1 protein-coding gene is annotated in these 26,608 nt (G+C 68.5%); it reads left to right on the top strand.

Translation table 11 applies throughout. The features are described 5' to 3' along the window. Window positions 1–31 precede the first annotated feature (31 nt). Window positions 32–26,608 carry a non-ribosomal peptide synthase/polyketide synthase gene (locus ACFWAY_RS23365; protein WP_378512346.1) on the top strand — a complete coding sequence of 8,859 codons (26,577 nt, stop codon included), beginning with the start codon at window positions 32–34 and terminating at the stop codon, window positions 26,606–26,608.

Here is a 26,608-nt window from a genome sequence, read left to right as displayed (position 1 = left end):
GGTCGGGGATACCTTATGGGGAGGAACCACCGTGAAGCCCGTCGACACGCGGAAGCCGGCCACACACGATTCTGACGCGGTGCCCTTCCCGCTGTCTGGGGCCCAGCGTGCCACCTGGTTCGCGCAGCAACTCGATCCCGCGGTGCCGATCTCGGTAGCGCACTACGTGGAGCTGCACGGCGACCTCGACATCGAGTTGTTGCGACGGGAGACCATCGTGGTGGCCCGCGAGTTCCAGTCGCCGTTCCTCAAGGTCGTCGAAGTCGACGGCCGGCCGATGCAGTACGTGGACCATGCCACCGACACGTCCATCGCCGTCATCGACTTTCGCGGTGCGGACGACCCGGTCGCTGCAGCGCACGAATGGATGGACCGGGACTACCAGGCCCCACTCGATCTCGACGCGGATCGACTGTTCGAAACCTCGATCCTGTGCGTGGGAGAGTCGCATTACCTGTGGTACAGCCGCATTCACCACGTCGCGCTCGACGGATACGGCGCCATGACGGTGATCAACCGCATCGCGCACCGGTACTCGGCCTCGGTGGCCGGTCGCGAACCGGATCCGAGTCGAGCCGCGACCCTGCATGAGCTGTACGCCGTCGACGCCCGCTACCGGTCGTCCGACCGCTTCGAGGCGGATCGGGAGTACTGGGCGAAGCGAGTCGAGGCAGTCGAGGGATCGACCCTGGCCGACGCGCCCGCGCCCGCACTCGCCAGGAGCAAGGTCGAGAGTGCCCTGCTGTCCGAGGCGGCCGTTTCCGGTATCCACAGCGCCGACAGTCAGGCAAACGCCACTGCGGCAGTCACGATCATCGCCGCGTTCGCCTGCTACCTGTCGCGGATCACTGCGAAAACCGATGTCCTCGTGAATGTTCCGATGTCCGGCCGGACCACGTCAGTGCTGCGCAACTCCGGCGGCATGATGGTCAGCGTCGCACCGCTGCCGATCACGGTCGACGAGGAAGAAACGGTCGAGGACCTCGTGTCGCGGGTCAGGCGAGAGCTGATGGGCGCGTTGCGGCATCAGCGGTGCAGTATCGAGGACATCCGCCGCGACGTGGGCGCGGGCAGCGGCGCCGATCTCCACGGACCGATGGTCAACGTCATGCTGTTCCATCAGAACGTGCAGCTGGGCCCACTGGTCGGCGAATACCACATCGTCACGTCGGGTCCGGTGGAGGATCTCCTGGTCAACGTGTACCCGAGCGGGACGCCGGCCGAGATCTTCGTCGATTTCCGAGCCAACCCGAACCGGTACGAGGATTCGGTGCTGCGCCTGCATCACCGGCACTTCGTCGAACTGCTGGAAGAGTTCATCTCGGCCGGCCCGCAGGCGCGGGTCGCGACGATTCACGAGGCCACGGCCCGCGACGGTGAGCGACGACGCCTCGAGGCGCACCAACTCGAGTACTGGAAGGATCGGCTGTCGGGGATGCCCGAAGTGCTGAACCTGCCGTCCGATCGGCCTCGACCCGTCGCGCAATCCCGGCGGGAAGACCGCGTCGAAATTCCGATCGGCGCAGAGACACATGCCGCAGTGGTGGCCCTCGCGCAGGCACACTACACCACCACGTTCTCGGTTCTGCACGCAACCTTCACCATGCTGCTGAGCCGGCTGTCGGGCGCCTCGGATGTGGCGATCGGAACCACGGTGGGGGAGGACGACTCCCGGAACATTATCGTGCTGCGGAGCCGCGCCGAACCGGACCGCACCTTCACCCACGTGCTGAGGCACGTTCACGACGTCGACGTGGAGGCGTTCGCACACTGCGACGTTCCGTTCGAACAGGTGGTCCGGACGATCGGCCTCGGCGATTCGCCCGCGTACTCGCCGATCGTCCAGGTCCTGCTCGAGTGCCGCGGCGCGGCGGAGACGCCCGGGATCGGCCGACTCGACCTCCGGGTGACCGCGGCCGAGACCTTCGACGCCGACGGCATCCCGTCCGGCATCACGGCGACTCTCGGGTTCGCCACCGATCTGTTCGACCCCGACACGGTACGTCGTCTCGGCGAACGGTTCCGCCGAATCCTGGAGACGGTCACCGGCGATCCCTGGCTCGCAGTCGGCGACACCGACATCCTGTCCGATACCGAACGGGCCACACTCGTTCCGGTGTCCGGCGAGCCGGGGCGACCGGGTCGTACACTGCCCGAATTGTTCTCAGCAGCAGCACGAGCCAACCCCACCGGAGTCGCGCTCTCGTATCGCGGTATCGAGGTGACCTACCGCGAATTGGACGAGCGCTCGAACCAGTTGGCACGCATTCTCGCCGACCGCGGCATCGGGCCGGAGAACTTCGTCGCACTGGGCATGACTCGCTCGATCGAGTCGGTCCTGTCGATGCTGGCCGTGGCCAAGTCGGGTGCGGCCTACGTGCCGGTGGATCCGAACTACCCGGCCGAACGGATCGAGCACATGCTCGCCGATTCGGGCGCCGCCCTGGGCGTGACGGTGTCCGCCGTCCGTTCCCGGCTACCGGACGCGATTCCGTGGCTGGTGCTCGACGACGAAGAATTCCGGACCCTCTGCGCGACGCAGCCGGTATCCGTCGTGACCGACACCGAGCGGGCGCGGCCCCTCCGCGTGGACAACCCGTCCTACGTGATCTACACGTCCGGTTCCACAGGCAGGCCCAAAGGCGTCGTGGTCACACACGGCGGCCTGGACAACTTCGCGGCCGAGCAGCACTCACGATTCGGAGCGACGCAGACATCCCGGATTCTGCACTTCTCCACACCGAGCTTCGACGCGTCCGTCTCCGAATACCTGCACGTGTTCGCCGCGGCGGCAACCATGGTGATCGTGCCGCCCACGATCTACGGCGGTACCGAGCTGTCCCAGCTCCTGAAATCGGAGCGGGTCACCCACGGTTTCGTCACCACTGCCGCGCTCGGAACGGTCGAGCCGGACGGACTCTCCGACTTCCGGGACGTGGTGTTCGGTGGCGAGGCGTGCCCGCCGGAACTCGTCGAGCGGTGGGCGCCCGGTCGCAGATTGTGCAACGCGTACGGGCCCAGCGAGGCGACCGTCATGTCCAACATCAGTGCACCGATGTCCCCGGCCGGAGCCATCACGTTGGGCGGTCCGCTCCGCGGATTCCACGAGGTCGTCCTCGATGCGCGGTTGAAACCCGTGCCGCCCGGCGTGGCCGGGGAGCTGTACGTCTCGGGTGACGCCCTCGCTCGCGGGTATCACGGCAAATCAGCGCTGACGGCGGAACGGTTCGTGGCCAACCCCTTCGGTGACCCCGGCGACCGGATGTATCGAACCGGGGACGTGGTGCGGTGGCGAACCGACCGCACACTGGAGTACCTGGGCCGCAGCGATTTCCAGGTGAAGGTACGCGGATTCCGCATCGAGCTCGGTGAGATCGACACCGTCCTCCACACCCATCCGCGCGTGCGGACCGCGGTGACGATGCCGCGAACGGCACCGTCCGGCGACACGGTGCTCGTGTCGTACGTGCTGCCGGCAGCGGGGCAACAGCTCGCCACCGGCGAGTTGATCGACTATGCCGCAGAGCAATTGCCGACGTACATGGTGCCGGCAGCGATCGTCGTACTGGACGAGCTCCCGATGACACCGGTGGGGAAGCTCGATCGGGCGGCGTTGCGGGCGCCGGAATTCCTCTCCACGGCCACCGAGTTCCGTGCTCCTGTCACTCCGGTGGAACGGGCCGTCGCGCGAGTGTTCGCCGATGTGCTGGGTGTGGAGCGAATCGGCCTCGACGACAGCTTTTTCGACCTCGGCGGAAATTCACTGGTCGCGACGAGGGTGGTCGCGCGTGTCAACGCCGCACTCGGCGTCGACCTCGTGGTGCGGACCTTGTTCGAGGCACCGACGGTGGAGGTATTGGCGGCCCGGATCGAGGGTACTCACGCGAGGCGCCCCGACCGCCCGGACCTGGTGGCGCAGACACGGCCCGACCGGATCCCGCTTTCGCTTGCCCAGCAGCGTATGTGGTTCGTCAATCAGTACGACACCTCATCGCCTGCCTACAACATTCCGATGGCGTTGCGCCTGTCCGGAACCCTCGACGTCGAGGCGCTCCGGGCGACGGTGGCGGATGCCCTCGAACGACACGAATCGCTTCGCACGGTGTATCCGGCGTCGGTGGACGGACCGCATCAAGTGATCCTGTCGCCGGGAGAGGTGATTCCGGATCTGGAGCCGACGGTCTGCGAAGACGAGAACGCATTGCGCGTGCGGATCGCCGAGTTGACTGCTCAGGGCTTCGACGTGAGCACCGAGGTGCCCGTGCGTGGTGCCCTGTTCCGGACCGGCCACGACGAGCACGTCCTCATGCTGGTGGTGCACCACATTTCGGCGGACGGAGCGTCGCTGGCCCCGCTCGCCCATGACCTGGTGGTGGCGTACTCGGCGCGGGTACAGCAGGAGGCGCCGGACTGGCGGCCCCTCCCGGTGCAGTACGCCGACTACAGCCTGTGGCAGCGGGCGGCCCTCGGCAGTGACACGAATCCCGACAGCGTGATGTCGGCGCAGTTGGAGTACTGGAAGCAGACGCTGTCCGGCATCCCCGACGCGATGGATCTCCCATTGGATCGACCGAGGCCCGTGGACAGGGCGCTTCGGGGTGGGATCGTCCGGTTCTCGGTGTCGGCGGACGAGCATCGGGAGCTCCTCCTCCTTGCGCGGCAACACAATTCCACGATGTTCATGGTGATGCATGCGGCGCTGGCGGTGTTGGCGGCCCGGCTGAGTGGTTCCGGAGACATCGCGATCGGGACGCCGATCGCCGGGCGCGGCGAGGAAGCACTCGACGACGTGGTGGGGATGCTCGTCAATACTCTGGTCCTGCGGACGACCGTCGAGCCCGCCGCAACATTCGCCGAGGTGCTGTCCCAGGCGCGGGAGGCCGATCTGGCGGCGTTCGGTCATGCGGAAGTGCCCTTCGAGAGCGTGGTGGACGCGGTCGCGCCGACCCGCTCCACCGCGTATTCACCGCTGTTCCAGGTCCTGCTGGAGTTCCAGAACACCGCCCCGGCGCATCTCGACCTGCCAGGGCTGACGGTGGAGATCCTCGACGTCGATTCCGGTGTGTCCAAGTTCGATCTGCAGTTGACGCTCGCGGAGCGCTACGACGCGTCCGGGACGGCAGCAGGGATCGCCGCATCGTTCACGTTCGCGTCGGACGTGTTCGATCCGGCCACGGTCGCGGGATTCGGGGAGCGGTTCCTCCGGATTCTGGCGGGTGTGGTTGCGGATCCGGATGCGCCGGTCGGTGATGTGGAGGTTCTGGGGCCGGGTGAGCGGGCGTTGGTGGTGGGTTCGTGGAATGCGACGGGTCACCCGGTGCCGCACACCACCCTCGCCGACCTGTTCGATGCGCAGGTGGCGCGGACTCCGGACGCGGTGGCGGTGGTGTGCGGTGCGGTGGTGCTGTCGTACGCGGAGTTCGATGCGCGGGTGAATCGGCTGGCGCGGTTCCTGATCGCGGCCGGGGTGGGCCCGGAGTCGTCGGTGGGTGTGGCGGTGCGTCGCTCGGTGGAGATGCTGGTAGGGATCCACGCAGTGGTGAAGGCGGGTGGAGCATACGTTCCGATAGATCCGGATCTGCCTGAGGAGCGGGTCGGATATGTGGTGGGGATTGCGGATCCGGTGCTGGTCGCGACGATGTCCGGGGATCGGGGGATGTTCCCGGATTCCGTGCGTGTCGTGGAGTTGGACACGCTCGAGTTGTCGGGGTGGTCGGCGGTTCCGGTGTGGGACGGCGATCGGTCGGCTCCGGTGCGGCCGGAGAATCCGGCGTATGTGATGTTCACGTCGGGGTCGACGGGGCGGCCGAAGGGTGTGGCGGTGCCGCATGAGGGCATTGTGAATCGGTTGTTGTGGATGCAGGATCGGTATGGGTTGGTGTCGGATGATGTGGTGTTGCAGAAGACGCCGGTGACGTTCGATGTGTCGGTGTGGGAGTTGTTCTGGCCGTTGATTGTCGGTGCGCGGTTGGTGATCGCGGAGCCGGACGGGCATCGTGACCCGGGGTATCTGGAGCGGGTGATCCGTGAGGAGTCGGTCACCACTGTGCATTTCGTGCCGTCGATGCTCGAGGTGTTTGTGGCGGGGGCGAACGTGGAGGGGTGTGGTGCGCTGCGCCGGGTGTTTGCCAGCGGTGAGGCGTTGCCGTCGGCGACCGCGGCACGTCTGCGGCGGGTGAGTGGGGCGGAGCTGCACAATCTGTACGGTCCGACCGAGGCTGCGGTGGATGTGACGTTCCACGAGGTGACGGAGGCGGATCGGACTGTGGTGCCGATCGGGGCGCCGGTGTGGAATACGCAGACGTTTGTGCTGGATGGGCGGTTGCGGCCGGTGCCGGTGGGGGTGGCGGGGGAGTTGTATCTCGGTGGTGTGCAGTTGGCGCGGGGGTATCAGGGGCGGCCGGATTTGACGGCGGATCGGTTCGTGGCGAATCCGTTCGGTGCGGGGCGGTTGTATCGGACGGGGGATCGGGTTCGGTGGTTCCCGTCCGGTGAGTTGGAGTATTTGGGGCGTACGGATTTTCAGGTGAAGTTGCGGGGTCAGCGGGTCGAGTTGGGGGAGATCGAGGCGGTGTTGTTGCGCCGGGAGGAGGTGGCGCAGGCGGTGGTGGTGCTGCGCGGTGATGGGTCGTCGGGGGATTATCTGGCGGGGTATGTGGTGCCGGTGGCGGGTGCGGTGGTGGATGAGCGGGAGGTGCGGGAGTGGGCTGCGGTGGGGTTGCCGGGGTTCATGGTGCCGTCGGTGGTGGTGGTGCTGGCGGAGTTGCCGGTGACGGCGAACGGCAAACTCGACCGAAAAGCATTGCCCGAACCAGATTTTGGCGGCGCGACTGCGAGTTTCGTCGCTCCCCGATCCCCGATCGAGGGGATAGTCGCCGCCGTGTGCGCCGACCTGCTCGGTCTCCCGAGAGTAGGCGTGAACGACGACTTCTTCGCCCTCGGCGGAAACTCTCTGATCGCCACCAGGTTGGTCGCGCGGATCAATGCGGCCGTCGGAGACCGGATCGGTATTCGCGACGTGTTCGACGCCCCCACCGTGGCCGGTCTGGCGGCGCTGGCCGAGTCGGAGGAAGGACTGGAGGCCCGGCCACCGCTGAAGCCGAGGGAAGGTACCGCCGAAGTCCCCGTGTCGCCGGCCCAGCAGCGGATGTGGTTCATCAACCAGTTCGACACCTCCTCGTCCGCATACAACGTCGCGTTCGCGTTGAGGCTCGAGGGACGGCTCGACGTGCAAGCGCTGCAGGCGGCGGTTGCCGACGTCATCGACCGGCACGAGGCCGTGCGCACCCTGTTCCCGCTCACCGACGACGGACCGTGCCAGGTGATCCTGCCCGCGGCGAGCGCGGTGCCCGACCTCGTACCGATCGCGGTGTCGGGGGAGGCCGAGCTCCGCGAACATTCGCGGAGAGTGCTGTCCGCCGGATTCGACGTGACGACGCAGGTGCCGTTGCGCGCACGACTGTTCAGCCTCGACGGGGACGTGCACGTGCTCGCGGTGGTGGTGCATCACATCGCGGCCGACGGCTTCTCGATGGCACCGTTGGCCCGGGACGTCATGGACGCGTATGTGTCCCGGGTGAACGGGTCGGCCCCGGACTGGGCCCCGCTCGAGGTGCAGTACGCCGACTACGCGGTGTGGCAGCGCGAGTGGCTGGGATCGGAATCCGATGAGAATTCGCCCATTTCGCGACAGCTGACCTATTGGATCACCACGCTGTCGGATCTGCCCGAAGTGCTCGAGTTGCCCACCGACCGTCCCCGTCCCCCCGTCCGGTCGCTTCGCGGCGGCCACGTCGAGTTCGTGATCGGACCGGAGGTTCATGCCGGTGTGGTCAGGCTGGCGCGGCAACACACCACGACGGTGTTCATGACGTTGCATGCCGCGTTGGCGATCATGCTGGCACGCGTGAGCAGTGCGGACGACATCGCCGTCGGGACGCCGATCGCCGGCCGCGGCGAGCGCGAACTCGACAACGTGGTGGGCATGTTCGTCAACACCCTCGTCCTGCGCACCCACGTCGACGGCGGCGCCACCTTCTCCGAGTTCCTGGCCGGCGTTCGGGAAACCGATCTGGGCGCCTTCACCCACGCGGAGGTCCCGTTCGAACGGGTGGTGGAAGTCCTGAGTCCTTCCCGGGTGACGGCGTACGCGCCGCTGTTCCAGGTGATGCTGGAGTTCCAGGACATCGAGCGCCCCACACTGGAATTGCCGGATCTGCAGGTTCGGAACATCGACTTCGAGATCGACACCGCCAACTTCGATCTGCAGCTGACCCTGGCCGAGAACGTCGACGTCGACGGCAACCCGACCGGCATCGCCGCGGGGCTGGGCTACGCGACCGATCTCTTCGACGAGGACACGGTGCTCGGCTTCGCGGAACGGCTCGTGCGCATTCTCGAGGCGATCACGGCCGACCCCGGCGCCCGGGTGGGAGACATCGACATTCTCGGACCGCTCGAGCGTGCCGTACTGACCCCGGTGACGGGCGGCGCGGCGGTAGAAGCACGGACGCTGCCGGATCTGATGGCCGAGGCGGCCGCGAACGATCCGGAAGCCTCGGCGTTGGTCTTCGACGGGCGTGTCGTGCGCTACGGAGACCTCGACAGGCGATCGAACCAACTGGCCCGCCTGTTGATCGAGTGTGGTGTCGGCCCGGAATCCGTCGTCGCACTGTGCGTGCCGCGGTCCGTCGAATCCGTACTGGCCGTCTGGGCGGTGGCCAAGTCGGGGGCCGCGTTCCTGCCGGTGGATCCGGATCATCCGGCCGCACGGATCGAATTCATGCTCACCGATTCCGGTGCCGTGTGGGGTGTGACGGGCTCGGCGCAGCGCGGCGCACTGCCGGACACGGTGCCGTGGCTGGTGCTGGGTGATCCGGATCTCGAGGACCGGCTGTCGCGCTTCCCGTCGTCGCCGGTCACCGATGGCGAACGGACAGCGAAGATTCGGATCGACAATCCCGCCTACCTCATCTACACCTCGGGGTCGACCGGCACGCCCAAGGGTGTGGTCACCACCCATCGCGGTCTCGCCGCCTTCGCTGCCCAGGAGAGGGCGACGTTCGGCACGACGCCCGAATCCAGAACACTGCACTTCGCATCGCCGAGCTTCGACGCGTCCGTTCTCGAACTGCTGCTGGCAATCGGCGCGGCAGCCACGATGGTGATCGCACCACCGTCCGTCTACGGCGGTGCCGATTTGGCGCAGTTGCTGGAATCCGAGCGGGTCACGCACTGCTTCGTCACTCCGGCGGCGCTCGCGTCGGTCGACCCAGTCGGTCTTACCGCCCTCGAGTGCGTGGTGACGGGCGGCGAGGCGTGCCCGCCCGAACTGGTCGCGCGGTGGGCGCCGGGCCGTCGCATGTTCGACGCGTACGGGCCGACCGAGTCGACCGTCGTGTCGAGTATCAGCGACGAACTGGTACCGGGAGCTCCGATCACCATCGGCACGCCCACGCTCGGTTTCGCCGAGGTCGTGCTGGACTCGCGACTGCACCCGGTGCCTGCCGGTGTGGCAGGGGAGTTGTATCTCGCAGGCCCCGCCCTCGCACGCGGGTACCGCCGGCGGTTCCCACTGACCGCCGAACGATTCGTCGCCGATCCCTTCGGCCCGTCGGGAAGCCGGATGTATCGCACCGGCGACCGGGCGCGCTGGATGCCCGACGGTCAGTTGGAGTACCTCGGGCGCACCGATTCCCAGGTGAAGATCCGGGGCTTCCGGATCGAACTCGGTGAGGTCGAGTCGGCGTTGCTCGCCCACGACTCCGTGGCCCACGCGGTCGCGAACGTGTGGAACGGGGACGGCGGCGGCGATCGGCTGATCGGTTACCTGGTGCCCGAACCGGGTGCGACGATCGATTCGAAGGCTGTCCTCGACTTCGCCGGCGGCCGGTTGGCGTCGTACATGGTGCCGGCGGCGCTCGTGATACTCGAATCGCTTCCGCTGACGGTGCACGGAAAGCTCGACCGCACAGCGCTTCCGGCACCCGACTTTGCGGGTTCCGGGAGTCGGCCGCCGCAAACCGAGACCGAGGAGCTTCTCGCCGGACTGTTCGAGGAGGTGCTCGGACTGGACTCGGTGGGGGTGGACGACTCGTTCTTCGCCCTCGGGGGCGACAGCATCATGTCGATACAGTTGGTGGCCCGCGCACGAGCCGCCGGTGTGATCCTCTCTCCCCGAGATGTTTTCGACCACCGAACGGTCGCCGGCCTCGCCGCGGTGGCGCGATTCGACAGCGACGGCACGGTCGCTGTGGACGAGCTGCCGGGCGGTGGCGTCGGCCCCCTGCCGCTGACACCCGTCGCGCGCTGGATGTTCGAGCGCAGCGGCGGACGGCTCGACAGGTTCACGCAGGCACTGCTGCTGGCGGCTCCCGCGGATCTCACCCGCGAGGTCCTCGTCCGTGCCGTCGAGGCAGTGCTGAACCGGCACGACATGCTCCGCGCCCGTGTGTCCGAGCAAGACATGGATGTGCTGCCGACCGGCGCGGTGCCGGCGGACGCACTGGTCCGTCGGGTGCCGGTCGACACGGTGGCGGGAGACGGCTTCACCGCACTCGCGACCACAGAACTCGATGCTGCGGCCGACCACCTGGACCCCGCCGCGGCCCGCATGGTGCGGGTGGTGTGGTTCGACGTCCCGGGTGACGTCGGGCGACTGCTCGTGGTGGTGCATCACCTCGTGGTCGACGGTGTCTCGTGGCGCATCCTCGTCGCGGATCTCGCGTCGGCGTGCAGCCAACTCCAGGCCGGTCTCGCACCGGAACTGCCGGAAGTCGGAACGTCGATGCGGCGGTGGTCGCACGGCCTGTCCGAAGCTGTGCCTCACCGCACCGGCGAACTCGCATTGTGGGAGAAGATCCTCGACGGCCCGGATCCGCTGATCGGTTCGCGGCCACTCGATCCCGCGATCGACGTCGACGCGACCGTCGGCACCGTCACGGTCGACGTGTCGTCGGCGGTGACCGGAGCTCTGCTCACCACGCTGCCGGACGCGTTCCACGGGAGTGTGGGCGACGGGTTGCTCGCCGCAGTCACGCTGGCACTGATCGCTTGGCGCCGGGAACGGGACGCCTCGGTGTCGGACGCTCTGATCACCCTCGAGGGCCACGGCCGCGAGGAGCAGGTCGTCGCCGGCGCGGATCTGTCCCGGACCGTCGGCTGGTTCACCACCGTGTATCCGGCGCGGTTGGATCTCACCGGAATCGATGTCGACGACGCGATGGCAGGTGGTGCTGCGGCAGGGCAGGCGGTCAAGGCCGTCAAGGAGCAGTTGCTGGCGATCCCGGATCACGGGATCGGCTTCGGACTATTGCGCTATCTGGACGGCGAGACGGCGGATTCCCTCCGCCGATTCCGTGCTCCGCAAGTGAGTTTCAACTATCTCGGTCGAGTGACCACCACGGACGGAGCCGAGGACTGGCTGCCGGTGGAGAGCACGCTCGGCGGCACACGGAACCCCGACATGCCCGTTGCGGCCGTGATCGACGTCAACGCCGTCGTCACCGACAGTCCTGAGGGACCCCGGTTGAGGGCGTCGTTCGCCTTTCCGGCCGGGGTACTCCGCGACGCCGAGGTCGCGGCGTTCGCGGATCTGTGGCGCCGCGCCCTCGACGGACTCGCCGCGCACGCATCACGTCCGGATGCGGGCGGTCTGACACCATCCGACGTTCCGCTGGTGTCGGCCGGTCAGCAGCAGATCGAGCGGTGGGAGGAGCGGTTCCCGGGACTGCGGGACGTGTGGTCGCTGTCTCCGCTGCAGTCGGGATTGCTGTTTCACGCTTCCCTGGCCGCGGAGTCGATGGACGTCTACACGGCGCAACTGCGCATCGACCTCGAGGGGGCGGTCGATGCCGACCGTCTGCGCGCCGCCGCGGCCGGGCTGCTGGCCCGTCACCCCAGCCTGCGGACCGCGTTCGTCAACGACGACGGGGTGCCCGCGCAACTGGTGGTCGACGCGGTGGACGTGCCGTGGCAGGAGGTGGATCTCACCGCCCGTGGACCGGCCACCGACACGGAACTCGCGCGCCTGCTCGACGAGGACCGCAGTGCCCGATTCGACCTCGCCCGGCCGCCGCTGCTCCGGCTGACCCTGTTCGGCACCGCACCGGAGCGCTTCGTGCTGGCGGTCACGAATCATCACATCATCCTGGACGGCTGGTCGATGCCGCTGCTGGTGCGGGAACTGCTGGTTCGTTACGCCGCCGACGGCGATCCGGCCGGACTGCCGCAGCCGCCCTCGTACCGCACGTATCTGGAATGGGTAGCGAGCCGGGACGCCGAGGCGTCGGCGCGTGCCTGGGAACGAGCGCTCGACGGCGTCGAGGAGCCGACGCTGGTGGCGCCGCACGCATCTGCGTCGCTCTACGGTGTGCCCCACGAACTCGACGTCGAACTGCCCGCCCCGCTGCGGAGCGGACTCGCCACGGCGGCGGAGCGCGCCGGCGTCACCACGAACACGGTGATCCAAGCGGCGTGGGGGATGCTGTTGTCCCGGTTACTCTCCCGCGACGACGTGGTCTTCGGTGCCACCGTGTCCGGTCGTCCGCCGCAGTTGTCCGGTGTCGAGAACATGCTGGGACTGTTCATCAACACGGTGCCCGTGCGAGTACGGGTGGACCCGGACGAGAGTGTCGCGCGGCTGCTCGCCCGCCTGCAGGACGAGCAGACGTCCCTGCTCGACCACCATCACCTCGGCCTCGGCGAGATTCAGGCGCGGGTGGGTCTGGGCAATCTGTTCGACACGCTGTCGGTGTTCGAATCGTTCCCGATCGACACGTCCGGGCTGGACGAGAACACCGACATCGGGGGCATGCGGGTGACCGGTCTCGATGCCCGCGACGCCACCCACTATCCGCTCACTCTGCTGTCGATCCTCGAACCGCGGCTGCGATTGAGTCTGCGCTACCAGCCGGGAGCCGTCGACCGCGGCAGTGCCGGAGCGCTCGCCGACCGCCTCGTCCGGATTCTGGTGACGATCGCCGGCGACGTGGACACCGCGGTCGGTGATGTGGAGGTTCTGGGGCCGGGTGAGCGGGCGTTGGTGGTGGGTTCGTGGAATGCGACGGGTCACCCGGTGCCGCACACCACCCTCGCCGACCTGTTCGATGCGCAGGTGGCGCGGACTCCGGACGCGGTGGCGGTGGTGTGCGGTGCGGTGGTGCTGTCGTACGCGGAGTTCGATGCGCGGGTGAATCGGCTGGCGCGGTTCCTGATCGCGGCCGGGGTGGGCCCGGAGTCGTCGGTGGGTGTGGCGGTGCGTCGCTCGGTGGAGATGCTGGTAGGGATCCACGCAGTGGTGAAGGCGGGTGGAGCATACGTTCCGATAGATCCGGATCTGCCTGAGGAGCGGGTCGGATATGTGGTGGGGATTGCGGATCCGGTGCTGGTCGCGACGATGTCCGGGGATCGGGGGATGTTCCCGGATTCCGTGCGTGTCGTGGAGTTGGACACGCTCGAGTTGTCGGGGTGGTCGGCGGATCCGGTGTGGGACGGCGATCGGTCGGCTCCGGTGCGGCCGGAGAATCCGGCGTATGTGATGTTCACGTCGGGGTCGACGGGGCGGCCGAAGGGTGTGGCGGTGCCGCATGAGGGCATTGTGAATCGGTTGTTGTGGATGCAGGATCGGTATGGGTTGGTGTCGGATGATGTGGTGTTGCAGAAGACGCCGGTGACGTTCGATGTGTCGGTGTGGGAGTTGTTCTGGCCGTTGATTGTCGGTGCGCGGTTGGTGATCGCGGAGCCGGACGGGCATCGTGACCCGGGGTATCTGGAGCGGGTGATCCGTGAGGAGTCGGTCACCACTGTGCATTTCGTGCCGTCGATGCTCGAGGTGTTTGTGGCGGGGGCGAACGTGGAGGGGTGTGGTGCGCTGCGCCGGGTGTTTGCCAGCGGTGAGGCGTTGCCGTCGGCGACCGCGGCGCGTCTGCGGCGGGTGAGTGGGGCGGAGCTGCACAATCTGTACGGTCCGACCGAGGCTGCGGTGGATGTGACGTTCCACGAGGTGACGGAGGCGGATCGGACTGTGGTGCCGATCGGGGCGCCGGTGTGGAATACGCAGACGTTTGAGCTGGATGGGCGGTTGCGGCCGGTGCCGGTGGGGGTGGCGGGGGAGTTGTATCTCGGTGGTGTGCAGTTGGCGCGGGGGTATCAGGGGCGGCCGGATTTGACGGCGGATCGGTTCGTGGCGAATCCGTTCGGTGCGGGGCGGTTGTATCGGACGGGGGATCGGGTTCGGTGGTTCCCGTCCGGTGAGTTGGAGTATTTGGGGCGTACGGATTTTCAGGTGAAGTTGCGGGGTCAGCGGGTCGAGTTGGGGGAGATCGAGGCGGTGTTGTTGCGCCGGGAGGAGGTGGCGCAGGCGGTGGTGGTGCTGCGCGGTGATGGGTCGTCGGGGGATTATCTGGCGGGGTATGTGGTGCCGGTGGCGGGTGCGGTGGTGGATGAGCGGGAGGTGCGGGAGTGGGCTGCGGTGGGGTTGCCGGGGTTCATGGTGCCGTCGGTGGTGGTGGTGCTGGCGGAGTTGCCGGTGACGGCGAACGGCAAACTCGACCGAAAAGCGCTGCCGAAACCCGAATTCGGCACGACCACGGTCGGATATCGCGCGCCCACCACACCGGCGGAGGAAGCGGTCGCCACGGCCTTCGCCGCCGTCCTCCGTGTCGATCGCGTCGGGGCCGGCGACAGCTTCTTCGATCTCGGGGGAGACTCGCTCAGTGCCACCCGGGCGGTGGGACGCATCAACAGCGCGCTCGACACGACGCTGGGTGTCGCGGCGTTGTTCGACGCACCCGTGGTGTCCGATCTGGCCGTCCGGATCGACTCGGACGTGACGACGAGTTCCGCCTCCCCGGCACTCACCGCGACGGCGCGGCCCGAGCGGATTCCCCTGTCCCTCGCGCAGCAGCGCATGTGGTTCGTCAACCAGTTCGACACCTCCTCACCGGCCTACAACATTCCGGTCGCCCTGCACCTGGACGGGGTGGTGGACGTGGCTGCACTACGAGCGGCACTCGGCGACGTCATGGAACGGCACGAGTCGCTGCGGACCGTGTTCCCCGGCTCCGCCGACGGACCCCGGCAGGTGATCGTCGATTCCGCGCTCGCCACCCCCGGCCTCGATCCGGTCCCGGTTGCCGAAGGAGACCTTCGCGACTCGCTCGCCGCATTCTTCGGCGTGGGATTCGATGTCACCGAAGACCTTCCGATCCGGGTGCGGCTGTGGGAACTCGCTCCCGAGCGGCACGTCCTCGCCCTCGTCGCACACCACATCGCGGCCGACGGCTTCTCGATGGCGCCCCTGGCGCGGGACGTGATGCTCGCCTACACCGCCCGCGCGCAGCAGCAGGCACCCGGCTGGGCGCCGCTGCCCGTGCAGTACGCCGACTACAGCCTGTGGCAGCGAGAGGTCCTGGGCACCGAACAGCAACCCGATTCGATGATGTCCGGCCAGCTCGGCTACTGGACCCGGACGTTGTCGGGCATCCCGGATGTGTTGCCACTGCCCCTGGACCGGCCGCGTCCCGTCCAGCGGTCTTTCGTCGGGGCCGTCGTGCCGTTCGACATCCCACCGGCCGTCCACGACGCTCTGACCGAACTTGCACACCAGCACAATTCGACGCTGTTCATGGTGGTGCACGCCGCGTTGGCCGTGCTGCTCACGAGAGTGTCGGGATCCGACGACGTGGTGGTGGGGACCCCGATCGCAGGCCGGGGCCACGCGGCACTCGACGACGTCGTGGGGATGTTCGTCAACACACTGGTGCTCCGCACACCGGTGGCACCAGGATCGTCGTTCGCCGACGTGCTCACCGCCGTGCGGTCGGTGGACCTCGGCGCGTTCGAGCACGCAGACCTCCCCTTCGAGCGTCTGGTGGACGAACTCGCACCCGAGCGGTCCACCTCGCACTCACCCCTGTTCCAGGTGTTGCTCGAATTCCAGAACGCCACCCGCACCCACCTGGAGCTGCCCGGGTTGACCGCCCGGTCGCTCGACGTCGATCTGGACGTCGCGAAGTTCGATCTGCAGCTGAGCCTGGTGGAGCGGGTCGACGAGCAGGGCGTGCCGGCCGGGATCGGTGCCGGCCTCCGCTACGCGACCGACGTGTTCGATCGGGCATCGGTGGAGAATTTCGCCGAGCGTTTCGTGCGGGTGATCGAGGCCGTGACCACCGACCCGACCACACCCGTGGGGGACGTCGACATCCTGCACGCGCCCGAACGCGAGCTCCTGCTCACGGCCGCGCATCGGCCGGGGACCGACGTCCCACCGCTGTCGCTCGTGGACGCGTTCGATCGCATGGTGGCGTCCGCAGGCGATGCCGTCGCGGTGCGCTGCGACGGCGCGTCGATGACGTACCGGGAACTCGACGACCGGGCCAACCGGCTCGCGAGACTGCTGGTGGCGCAGGGGGCAGGTGCGGAAACGCTGGTGGCGGTGGGGATGACGCGGTCGATCGACCTCGTCGTGGCACTGCTGGCGGTGGTGAAGTCGGGCGCCGGTTACCTTCCGGTGGACGTGGCCTCTCCTGCCGAGCGGTTGGCCTTCCTGCTCGGCGACGCCCGGCCGCGGTGCGTGCTCACCACGACCGCCGACGCCGAGACCTTCCGGAGTGCCGGGGTTCCGGTGGTTGTGGTGGACGACCCCGAGACCGCGACTGCGCTGCAGCGGTTCTCGTCGCTGCCGGTGACCGACGGCGACCGCGGTGCTCCGCTGCATCTGGACTCGGTGGCGTACGTGATCTACACGTCGGGTTCCACCGGGCAGCCGAAGGGCGTGCAGGTCTCGCACCGCAACGTGATCACGTTGCTGGCGAACACCCAGACGCTGTTCGGATTCGGACCGGCCGACGTGTGGACCATGTTCCATTCCGCCGCGTTCGACTTCTCGGTGTGGGAAATGTGGGGAGCGCTCGCGCACGGCGGCCGGCTGGTGCTGGTGGACTACTTCACGGCGCGCTCGCCCGAGAAGTTCCTCGAACTCCTGCGCGACGAAACGGTCACGGTCGTGAGTCAAACCCCTACCGCCTTCTACCAATTGGCGGAGGCCGATCGCCTCGCCGGTGGTCCCGGCCTGTCGCTGCGGTACGTGATCTTCGGCGGGGAGGCCCTCGAATTCGGCCAGTTGCGACGCTGGTACGCACGCCGGGGCGACTCACCGGTACTGGTCAACATGTACGGCATCACGGAAACAACCGTGCACGTCAGCCACCTGCCGATCGACCGGAACCTCGTCGAGGGAGAGTCCGCATCGGTGATCGGCCGGGGACTGCCCGGACTGCGCGTGTACGTGCTCGACGGACGACTCCATCCCGTGCCGCAAGGCGTGGTCGGGGAGATGTACATCTCGGGGGCGCAGGTCTCGCGCGGCTACCTCGGCCGGGCCGCCCTCACATCCGGCCGATTCGTCGCCGACCCCTTCACTCCCGGGGCCCGGATGTACCGATCCGGCGACCTGGGCAGGTGGAACGGGAACGGACAGCTGGAGTACCTCGGCCGCAACGACCTCCAGGTGCAGGTGAAGGGCTACCGGATCGAACTCGGCGAGGTGGAATCGGCGCTGCTCGCGTGTGAGGGGGTGGCGCAGTCGGCCGTGACGGCACGCGGGGACCGGTTGGTGGGATACGTGCTGCCGGAGACCGGCGCCGCGATCGATCCGGCGGCGATCATCGACGCGGCCGCGGAGCGGGTGGCATCGCACATGGTGCCGGCCGCGGTGGTGGTTCTCGACGAGATGCCGCGGACGGTGAACGGCAAGCTCGATCGGAAAGCGCTGCCCGAACCGGACTTCGGGCAGCAGGTGACCGCGGGCCGCAGCCCGGTCACCGAGGCCGAACGGATTCTCGCCGACGTGTTCGCGGAGGTCCTCGGGCTCGACTCGGTGGGGGTCGACGACTCGTTCTTCACCCTCGGCGGGGATTCGATCATGTCGATCCAACTGGTCACCCGCGCCAAGGGCGCCGGGATACTGATCTCGCCGCGCGAGGTGTTCGAGCGCAAAACCGTTGCCGGGCTGGCCGCGACGGCCGGAACGGTTGACGGAACGGTGATTCTCGACGAGCTGCCCGGAGGCGGAATCGGCGAGATTCCGCTGACTCCGATCGTGCGGTGGATGCTCGCCCGCGGTGGCGATTTCCGCCGCTACTCGCAGTCCGCACTGTTCACGCTGCCCGCCACGGTGGACGAAGACACCCTGACGGCGGCGCTGCAGGCCGTGCTGGATCGGCACGACCTGTTGCGGGCGCGGTTGTACCGCACGTCCCGCACCGAAGAGGGCTGGTCGATGGAGGTGCAGGCCGAAGGATCGGTGCGGGCGGCGACCGTTCTCCGGCGGGGCCGGAAGGACGACGTCGGCGCCGAACTCGACAGTGCCCTCGATCGGCTCGACCCGGAGTCGGGCGTGATGATGCAGGCGGTCTGGCTGGACGGGGCCGACCATCCGGGTCGCGTGCTGATCGTCGTCCATCATCTGGCGATGGACGGTGTGTCCTGGCGGATCCTGATCCCCGACCTCGCGGCGGCGTGCGCGCAACTGCAGTCCGGCGCGGCACCGACGCTCGAGCCACCGGGGACGTCGATGCGCCGGTGGGCGCACGCACTCGCCGACGCCGCGCGTGAACCCCAGCGCACCGCCGAGGCCGAACTGTGGCAGGGAATGCTGAACGCACCCGACCCGCTGCTGGGGTCGCGCCCGGTGACCGCGTCGGACACCGCTGCGACCGTCGCGGACATCGCGGTGCGGGTTCCTGCCCCGTTGACCGAGACGCTCCTGACGACCGTGCCGCGGGCCTTCCACGGCAGCGTGGGAGATGCACTGCTGACTGCCCTGACCATGGCGCTGACGAGCTGGCGGCGGAAACGCGGGATCGACCTGTCCGGCGCGCTGGTAAGTCTCGAGGGACACGGTCGTGAGGAGCAGTTGGTGCCCGGCGCCGATCTCGCGCGCACCATCGGCTGGTTTACGACGATCTTCCCGGTGCGACTCGATCTGAGTGGGGTGGACCTCGACGACGCGTTCGCCGCAGGCCCGTCCGCGGGGGCCGCGATGAAGACCGTCAAGGAGCAACTCCTCGCCGTTCCCGACCACGGCATCGGTTTCGGACTTCTCCGGTACCTGAACGACGAGACGGCGCAGGCTCTTTCGCCGCTGACGATGCCTCAGGTCAGCTTCAACTATCTCGGCAGAATGAATCGGACCGCCACGGAGACCGCCGAGGGGTGGGCGCCGGTCGACGCACCCGGACTGCGCGAGAAGTCGGCGGTGCCCGTCGCGGCCGTCGTCGACGTCAACGCGATGACCGTCGACTCGGGGGACGGGCCCCAGCTGAACTCCACCTGGACCTACCCTCCGGGCGTCCTCGCCCGCGATGAGGTCGAAAAACTCGCGCAGCTGTGGCTGCAGGCACTCGCTGCTCTCGGCACGCATGCGGAGTCGGGCGGTGGCGGGTTCACGCCGTCGGATCTCGATCTCGTCGAACTACGGCAGGATGCGATCGAGGACCTCGAACACGTCTGTCCGGACCTGACGGATGTGTGGCCGCTGTCGCCCCTGCAGTCCGGCATGCTCTTCCACTCCGAACTCGCCGACGACTCCCGCGACGCCTACCTGGTGCAGGTGAGCCTCGAACTCGACGGCGCCGTGGATCCGCGTCGACTGCGCCGCGCGGCCGATGTCCTGCTGGACCGGCACGCCAACCTGCGTGCCGGCTTCCTGCACGACGCCGAGGGCAACGCCGTTCACGTGATCCGGCGACGGGTGGAGGCGCCCTGGCGCGAGGTCGATCTTCTGGACGACGACGCCGCGGCGTCCGAGGTCGCGCGACTGCTGGCCGAGGACCGCGTGCTCCCGTTCGACATGACGCGTGCCCCGCTGATCCGGTTCATGCTGATCGCGACCGCGCCGAACCGCTACCGGCTGGTGTCGACCAACCACCACATCCTCCTCGACGGCTGGTCGATGCCGCTGCTGGTCCGGGAGTTGCTGACGCTCTACGCCACCGACGGGGACCCGTCGCCGCTGCCCCGCGTACGCGGGTACCGCGACTATCTGGCGTGGATGAGCCGCCGAGATCAGGGAGCCTCCCGTGAGATGTGGGCTCGGGCCCTCGCCGGGGTGGACGGACCGACGTTGCTGGCGGCCGGGGCGAGCGGAGCGACGGGGAATGGACCTGCGCACCCGGACCGGCGGCTGTCCACGATGTCCGACGAGTGGGTCTTCGACCTGGACGAGGACCACACCACCCGCCTGCGCGACGTCGCACGGTCGCGCGGTCTGACGGTCAACACGCTCGTTCAGGTCTCGTGGGGGATTGTGCTGGGTACGTTGACCGCCCGAGACGACGTGCTGTTCGGTGCCACCGTCTCGGGGCGGCCACCCGAACTGGCCGGCATCGAGACGATGGTCGGACTGTTCATCAACACCCTGCCCGTCCGGGTGAGGCTGCGCCCCGACGACACGGTGGGTGCCCTGCTGGAACGCGTGCAGGCCGAGCAGGCGGCGTTGCTGGACCACCACTACCTCGGGCTGGCCGAGATTCAGAGTGCCGCCGGGCCGGAGGTCGGATTCGACACGTTGACGGTGTTCGAGTCGTACCCGGTCGACCGCGCCGGGCTCTCCACCGAGACCGACATCGCCGGAATGCGGGTCACCGGAGTGGATGCGCGCGATGCGGCCCACTATCCGCTGAGTCTCGTGGCATCCGTCGACTCTCGCCTGCGCCTGAAGTTCGAGTACCTGCCGGACGTCTTCGACGCGGACACCATCGACGACATCGCCGGGCGCGTGCTGCGGGTGCTCGACGCCTGCACTCGTCCGGACCAGCCGCTGGCCGCGCTGTCGCTGCTGACCGACCGGGAGCGCGCCGACCTGGTGCCGGTCCGCGGCCGTCCGGGCGGGTCGGCCCGCACGCTGCCCCAGATTCTCGACGAGGGGGCCGCGCTCGATCCGGGCGCGATGGCACTGTCCTCCGATGACGGCGACGTGAGCTACGGCGATCTGGACGAGCGGTCGAATCGTCTCGCCCGCGCACTCCTCGCGCGCGGGGCGGGCCCGGAGACGTTCGTGGCCATCGGAATACCGAGGTCCATCGACTCGGTACTGACGATGTGGGCGGTGGCGAAGACCGGTGCCGCGTTCGTGCCGATCGACCCGAACTACCCCGACGAGCGCATCACCCACATGCTCGTCGACTCCGGAGTCACCCTCGGCGTGACCACGACCGCGCACCGAGACCGGCTCCCGGGCACCGCACACTGGCTGGTGCTCGACGAACCCGGCTTCGCGACCGAGTGCGCCGAGCGCACGGGGGCACCCGTGACCGATTCCGACCGGAGCGGTCCGGTCACACTGGACACCGCCGCGTACGCCGTCTACACGTCGGGGTCCACGGGTGTGCCCAAGGGCGTGGTGGTCACCCATCGCGGACTCGACAACTTCGCTCTCGACCAGCTCGAACGTTTCGGGGCGACACCGCAGTCCCGCACCCTGCACTTCTCCACGCCGAGTTTCGACGGGTCGGTGTTCGAGTATCTGCAGGCCTTCGGTGCCGGCGCGACGATGGTGATCGCGGCGCCCAACGTGTTCGGCGGGGAGGAACTCGCGAGGCTGCTGGCCGACCGGAGCGTCACCCACGCGTTCATCACCACCGCTGCGCTGGCGTCACTCGATCCGGCCGGCCTCGTGCATCTCACGGACCTGGTATTCGGCGGCGAGGCCTGCCCACCCGAACTCGTCGCCCGCTGGGCACCGGGCCGTCGGCTGTACAACGCGTACGGGCCCACCGAGACGACGATCATGTCCAACATCAGCGAGCCGATGGTTCCCGGGGAACCGATCACCATCGGCGGCCCGATCCGCGGGGTGACGGAACTGGTGCTCGACTCCCGGCTGCAACCGGTCCCCGTGGGAGTTCCGGGCGAGTTGTATCTCGCCGGCGCCGGCCTGGCCCGCGGGTACCACCGCCGGCCGGCACTCACCGCCGAACGGTTCGTCGCAGACCCCGTCCGTCCCGGCGAGAGGATGTACCGCACCGGCGACATCGTGCGGTGGACGGCAGACCACAGCATCGAGTATGTGGGCCGCACCGACTTCCAGGTGAAGGTGCGCGGCTTCCGCATCGAACTCGGCGAGATCGACTCCGCCCTCATGTCGGAGCCGGACGTCGGATTCGCGGCCACTCTTGCGCACCGCGGTCCCGCGGGAGACACCCTGCTGGTGTCGTACGTCGTTCCGGCGTCGGGTCGCTCCCTCGACCCGGTCGTACTCACCCGGCACCTGGCGGACCGCCTGCCGTCCCACATGGTGCCCACCTCGATCACGGTGCTGGACCGCATTCCGCTGACGGCGGTCGGCAAGCTGGACCGCACGGCACTGCCCGAACCCGACCTGCTCTCCGGAACAGGGCACGACCGGGTTCCGGTCGGTCCGATCGAGGACGCGGTGGCCGTCGTCTTCGCGGAGGTACTCGGACTGGCGCGCGTCGGCGCAGACGCCGGTTTCTTCGACATCGGCGGCAACTCGTTGAGCGCGACCCGGGTGATGGCGCGGCTGCGCGCGCTGCTCGGCACCGACTGCGGGGTGCGGGATCTGTTCGAGGCGCCCACGGTCGCCGCGCTGGCGGCGCGGATCGAGCACGCCGGCGCCGGGCCGTCCGGACGTCCGGTGCTCGCGGCCCGAACCCGGCCGGACGACGTTCCGCTGTCGTTCGCGCAGCAGCGGATGTGGTTCGTCAACCAGCTCGACACCACCTCGGCTGCCTACAACATCCCGATCGTGGTGACACTGAGCGGGGACCTCGATGTGGGAGCGTTGAACTCGGCACTCACCGACGTCGTCGCCCGGCACGAGTCGTTGCGCACGATGTTCCCGGTCCGCGGGGACTGGCCGGTTCAGCAGATCCTGCCCGCCGAGGGTGCGGTGCCCACTCTGACCCCCGTCCCTGTCACGGACGAGCACAGCCTGCGGGAGGAGCTGACCCGGCTGGTCTCGGCGGGTTTCGATGTCACCGTGCGGCTTCCGCTGCGGGCCGGACTGTATTCGCTGGGCGACACCGAGCACGTACTCGCCGTGGTCGTGCATCACATCTCGGCGGACGGGTTCTCGATGGTCCCGTTGGTGCGCGACGTGATGACGGCGTACGGCGCCCGCGTCTGCGGCGGCGCGCCCGACTGGGCGCCCCTGCCGGTGCAGTACGCCGATTACGCCCTGTGGCAACGGGAGTCGCTGGGTTCCGACGACGACCCCCGATCGCTGATCTCGCGGCAACTCGACTACTGGACGACCGCGCTGGCGGGGGCCCCCGACCTCCTGGAACTCCCCACGGATCGGGATCGGCCGTCCCAGCAGTCCTTCCGCGGCGCGCGCATCCACTTCTCCGTCGACAGCGACCTCCACTGTCGCATCAGGGAGCTGTCGCGACGTCTCGGCTCCACCGAATTCATGACCGTGCACGCCGCCCTGGCGGTGTTGCTCAGCCGTCTCGGTGGAACCCCGGACGTCGCCGTCGGCACCCCGATCGCCGGCCGGGGAGAGCCCGCACTCGACGGTCTGGTGGGCATGTTCGTGGGCACGCTCGCCCTGCGCACGCAGGTGGATGCTGCCGACTCGTTCACCGCCCTTGCCGCGCACTGTCGCGACGTCGACCTCGGAGCCTTCGCCCATGCCGACGTTCCGTTCGAGCGGGTGGTGGAGGCGGTCGGCCCGACCCGATCGACGGCGTATGCGCCGCTCGTTCAGGTCTCGCTGGAATTTCAGAACAACGAGCGACCGGTCCTGACGCTGCCGGGATTGGAAGTCCGTGCAATCGATCCCGGGCTCGCCGTGGTCAAGGTGGATCTCGAATTCCTCCTGGCAGAGGAGTTCGACGCGAACGGGGCGCCGGCCGGGATGACCGGTGCCGTCGACTTCGCCACCGATCTCTTCGACCCCGACACGGTCCGCGGCTTCGCCGACCGCTTCGTGCGCATCCTCGACGCCGTCACCGAGAATCCGGACCGGCCGATCGGTGACCTCCCCCTCCTCGACGAGGTGGAGTTGCGGGAGATGGTGCCTGCCCGCGGCAAGCCGGAGGTGCGCCCCGAGCTGTGGCCCGATCTGCTGACGGCCGCCGCCGCAGTCGACCCGGACTCGGTGGCGCTGTCCTTCGAGGACCGGCGGGTGAGCTACCGACAGCTCGACGAGTGGTCCAACCGGGTGGCCCGGGTCCTCCGCGGCCGCGGGGTGGGACCGGAGACGTTCGTGGCAGTCGGAATGCCCCGGTCGATCGAGTCGGTGGTCTCGATCTGGTCGATCACCAAGGCAGGCGCGGCGTTCGTGCCCGTCGACCCCACCTACCCGCGGGAGCGTATCGACTACATGCTCACCGATTGCCGGGCCGCGCTCGGCCTCACCGTGAGAAGTCGCCGGAGCGTCCTGCCCGACACGGTTCCGTGGCTGATCCTCGACGACGAGGACTTCGCCGCACCGGCGGCGGACGTCTCGTCGGCACCGATCACCGACGAGGATCGGACGAGTCCGTTGCACCTCGCCCACCCGGCGTATCTCATCTACACGTCGGGGTCGACCGGAAGGCCGAAGGGCGTGACCGTCACACACCGGGGCATTGCCGATTTCACCGCGGAAACGCACGAACGGTTCCAGGTCACGCACGAGTCCCGGGTCTCGCAGCTGGCGTCCCCGAGTTTCGATGCCTCGGTGTTCGAGCTGATGATGGCGTTCAGCGCGTCGGCGCGGGTCGTGATCGTGCCGCCCGCCGTCGTCGGGGGCAGCGAACTGGCGGATCTGTTCCGTCGCGAGCAGGTGACCCATGCAACCATCACCCCGACGGCACTGGCGGCCCTCGACAACGACGGACTCGATTCGCTTCGGGTCCTGGATCTGGTGGGCGAGGCGTGCCCGCCGGAGGTGGTGGCCCGGTGGGCGCCGGGGCGGAGCCTGCACAGCGGGTACGGGCCGACGGAGACCACGATCCAGGCGAGCGTCAGCGCCCCGATGCGTCCTGGCGAGGGCGTGAACATCGGTTCACCCGCACGGGGATTCGCGTTCCTGGTCCTCGACGAGCGGCTGCAACCGGTCCCGGTCGGTGTGCCCGGCGAGTTGTACATCGCCGGACCGGGTATGGCACGCGGGTACCACAACCGGGCGGCGCTCACCTCGGAACGATTCGTGGCCTGCAACGTCGGGGAACCGGGGCGCCGGATGTACCGCACCGGTGACGTGGTGCGCTGGCGTGAGTCGGCGAGCACCCTCGAGTACATCGGGCGCAGCGACTTCCAGGTGAAGGTCCGTGGCTTCCGCATCGAACTAGGGGAGATCGACGCGGTGCTCGCCCGTCACCCGGCGGTTGCCTTCGCCGCCACCATCGGTCATACCGGCCCGTCCGGCGACACCGTGCTCGCCTCGTACGTGCGGGCTCAGGACGGACAGGAGGTGGAGCCCGCGGGACTGCGCACCTACGCGTCCGAGCGCCTGCCCGCCCACATGGTGCCGTCCGCGGTGGTCGTACTCGATCGGATTCCGATGACCCCGGTGGGCAAACTCGACCGGAAGGCGTTGCCCGCCCCGGAGTTCGGTTCGACCGGTGCGGCGTTCCGGGCGCCGGCCACGGAAATCGAGCGCATCGTCGTGGATGTCTTCGCGGAGGTTCTCGGGGTGGACCGGGTGGGCACCGCGGACAGCTTCTTCGACCTCGGCGGAAATTCGCTTCTCGCCACCAGGATCGTCAGCGCCCTGCAGGCCGAACTGGACCGGAGGGTTCCGCTGCAATGGATGTTCCTCGACCCGACACCGGCGGGGATCGCCCGCCGCCTCGACCTTCCACACCGGAGCACCGGTATGGAAGAGGCACTCGCCGTGGTGATTCCGCTGCGTGCGCAGGGAAGCGGGCGACCGTTGTTCTGCGTGCATCCGGGCATCGGCCTGTCCTGGGGGTACGCCGGTCTGGTGCAGTATCTCCCTCCCGACCGGCCGGCTTACGGGCTGCAGCTGCCCACGATCAGCGGTGACGGCGACTACCGGACGATCGAGCAACTGGCCCACCGCTACATCGAGGAAATGCAGGCGATCCAGCCCACCGGCCCGTACGACCTGCTCGGCTGGTCGCTCGGCGGGGTCATCGCGCACGCCATGGCCGTCGAACTGCAGGCAGCCGGCGACGAGGTCGCCACGCTCGCCGTCATGGACAGCTACCCCGTGGGCGGCGAGGACCCGCTGGCCGGCCGGCTCGAGATCCGGGACCTCCTGCGCGGGCTGGGACTCCAGACCGAGGAAGACGGCGAGATGACCTACGAACACGCCGCGCGGTTGATCGACGAATCGTTCGGGACCGAGACCGGAGTGCGAGGGCACGACCTCGAACGGATCACCGCGGGCTACGAGAGTTCGAGGTGGCTCGCCCACCACTTCGTGCCCCGGGTGTACGACGGGGACCTGCTCATCTTCCCCGCCACGCACGACGGCACGACCCGTGTCCGGTCGGCGGACGAGTGGCGGCCGCTCGTGACCGGCCGGATCGACGAGCAACCCGTGGACTGCGGGCACAACGAGATGATCGAGCCGCAGTCGCTCGCCGTCATCGGGCCGGTGTTGTCGCGCGTGCTCTCCGAACGGCCGTGA

The sequence above is a fragment of the Rhodococcus sp. NPDC059968 genome (assembly GCF_042738615.1).
Taxonomy (GTDB): Bacteria; Actinomycetota; Actinomycetes; order Mycobacteriales; family Mycobacteriaceae; genus Rhodococcus_F.
The sequence above is the reverse complement of the archived record's forward strand: the minus strand, read 5'-3'. Positions and strand labels throughout refer to the sequence as shown.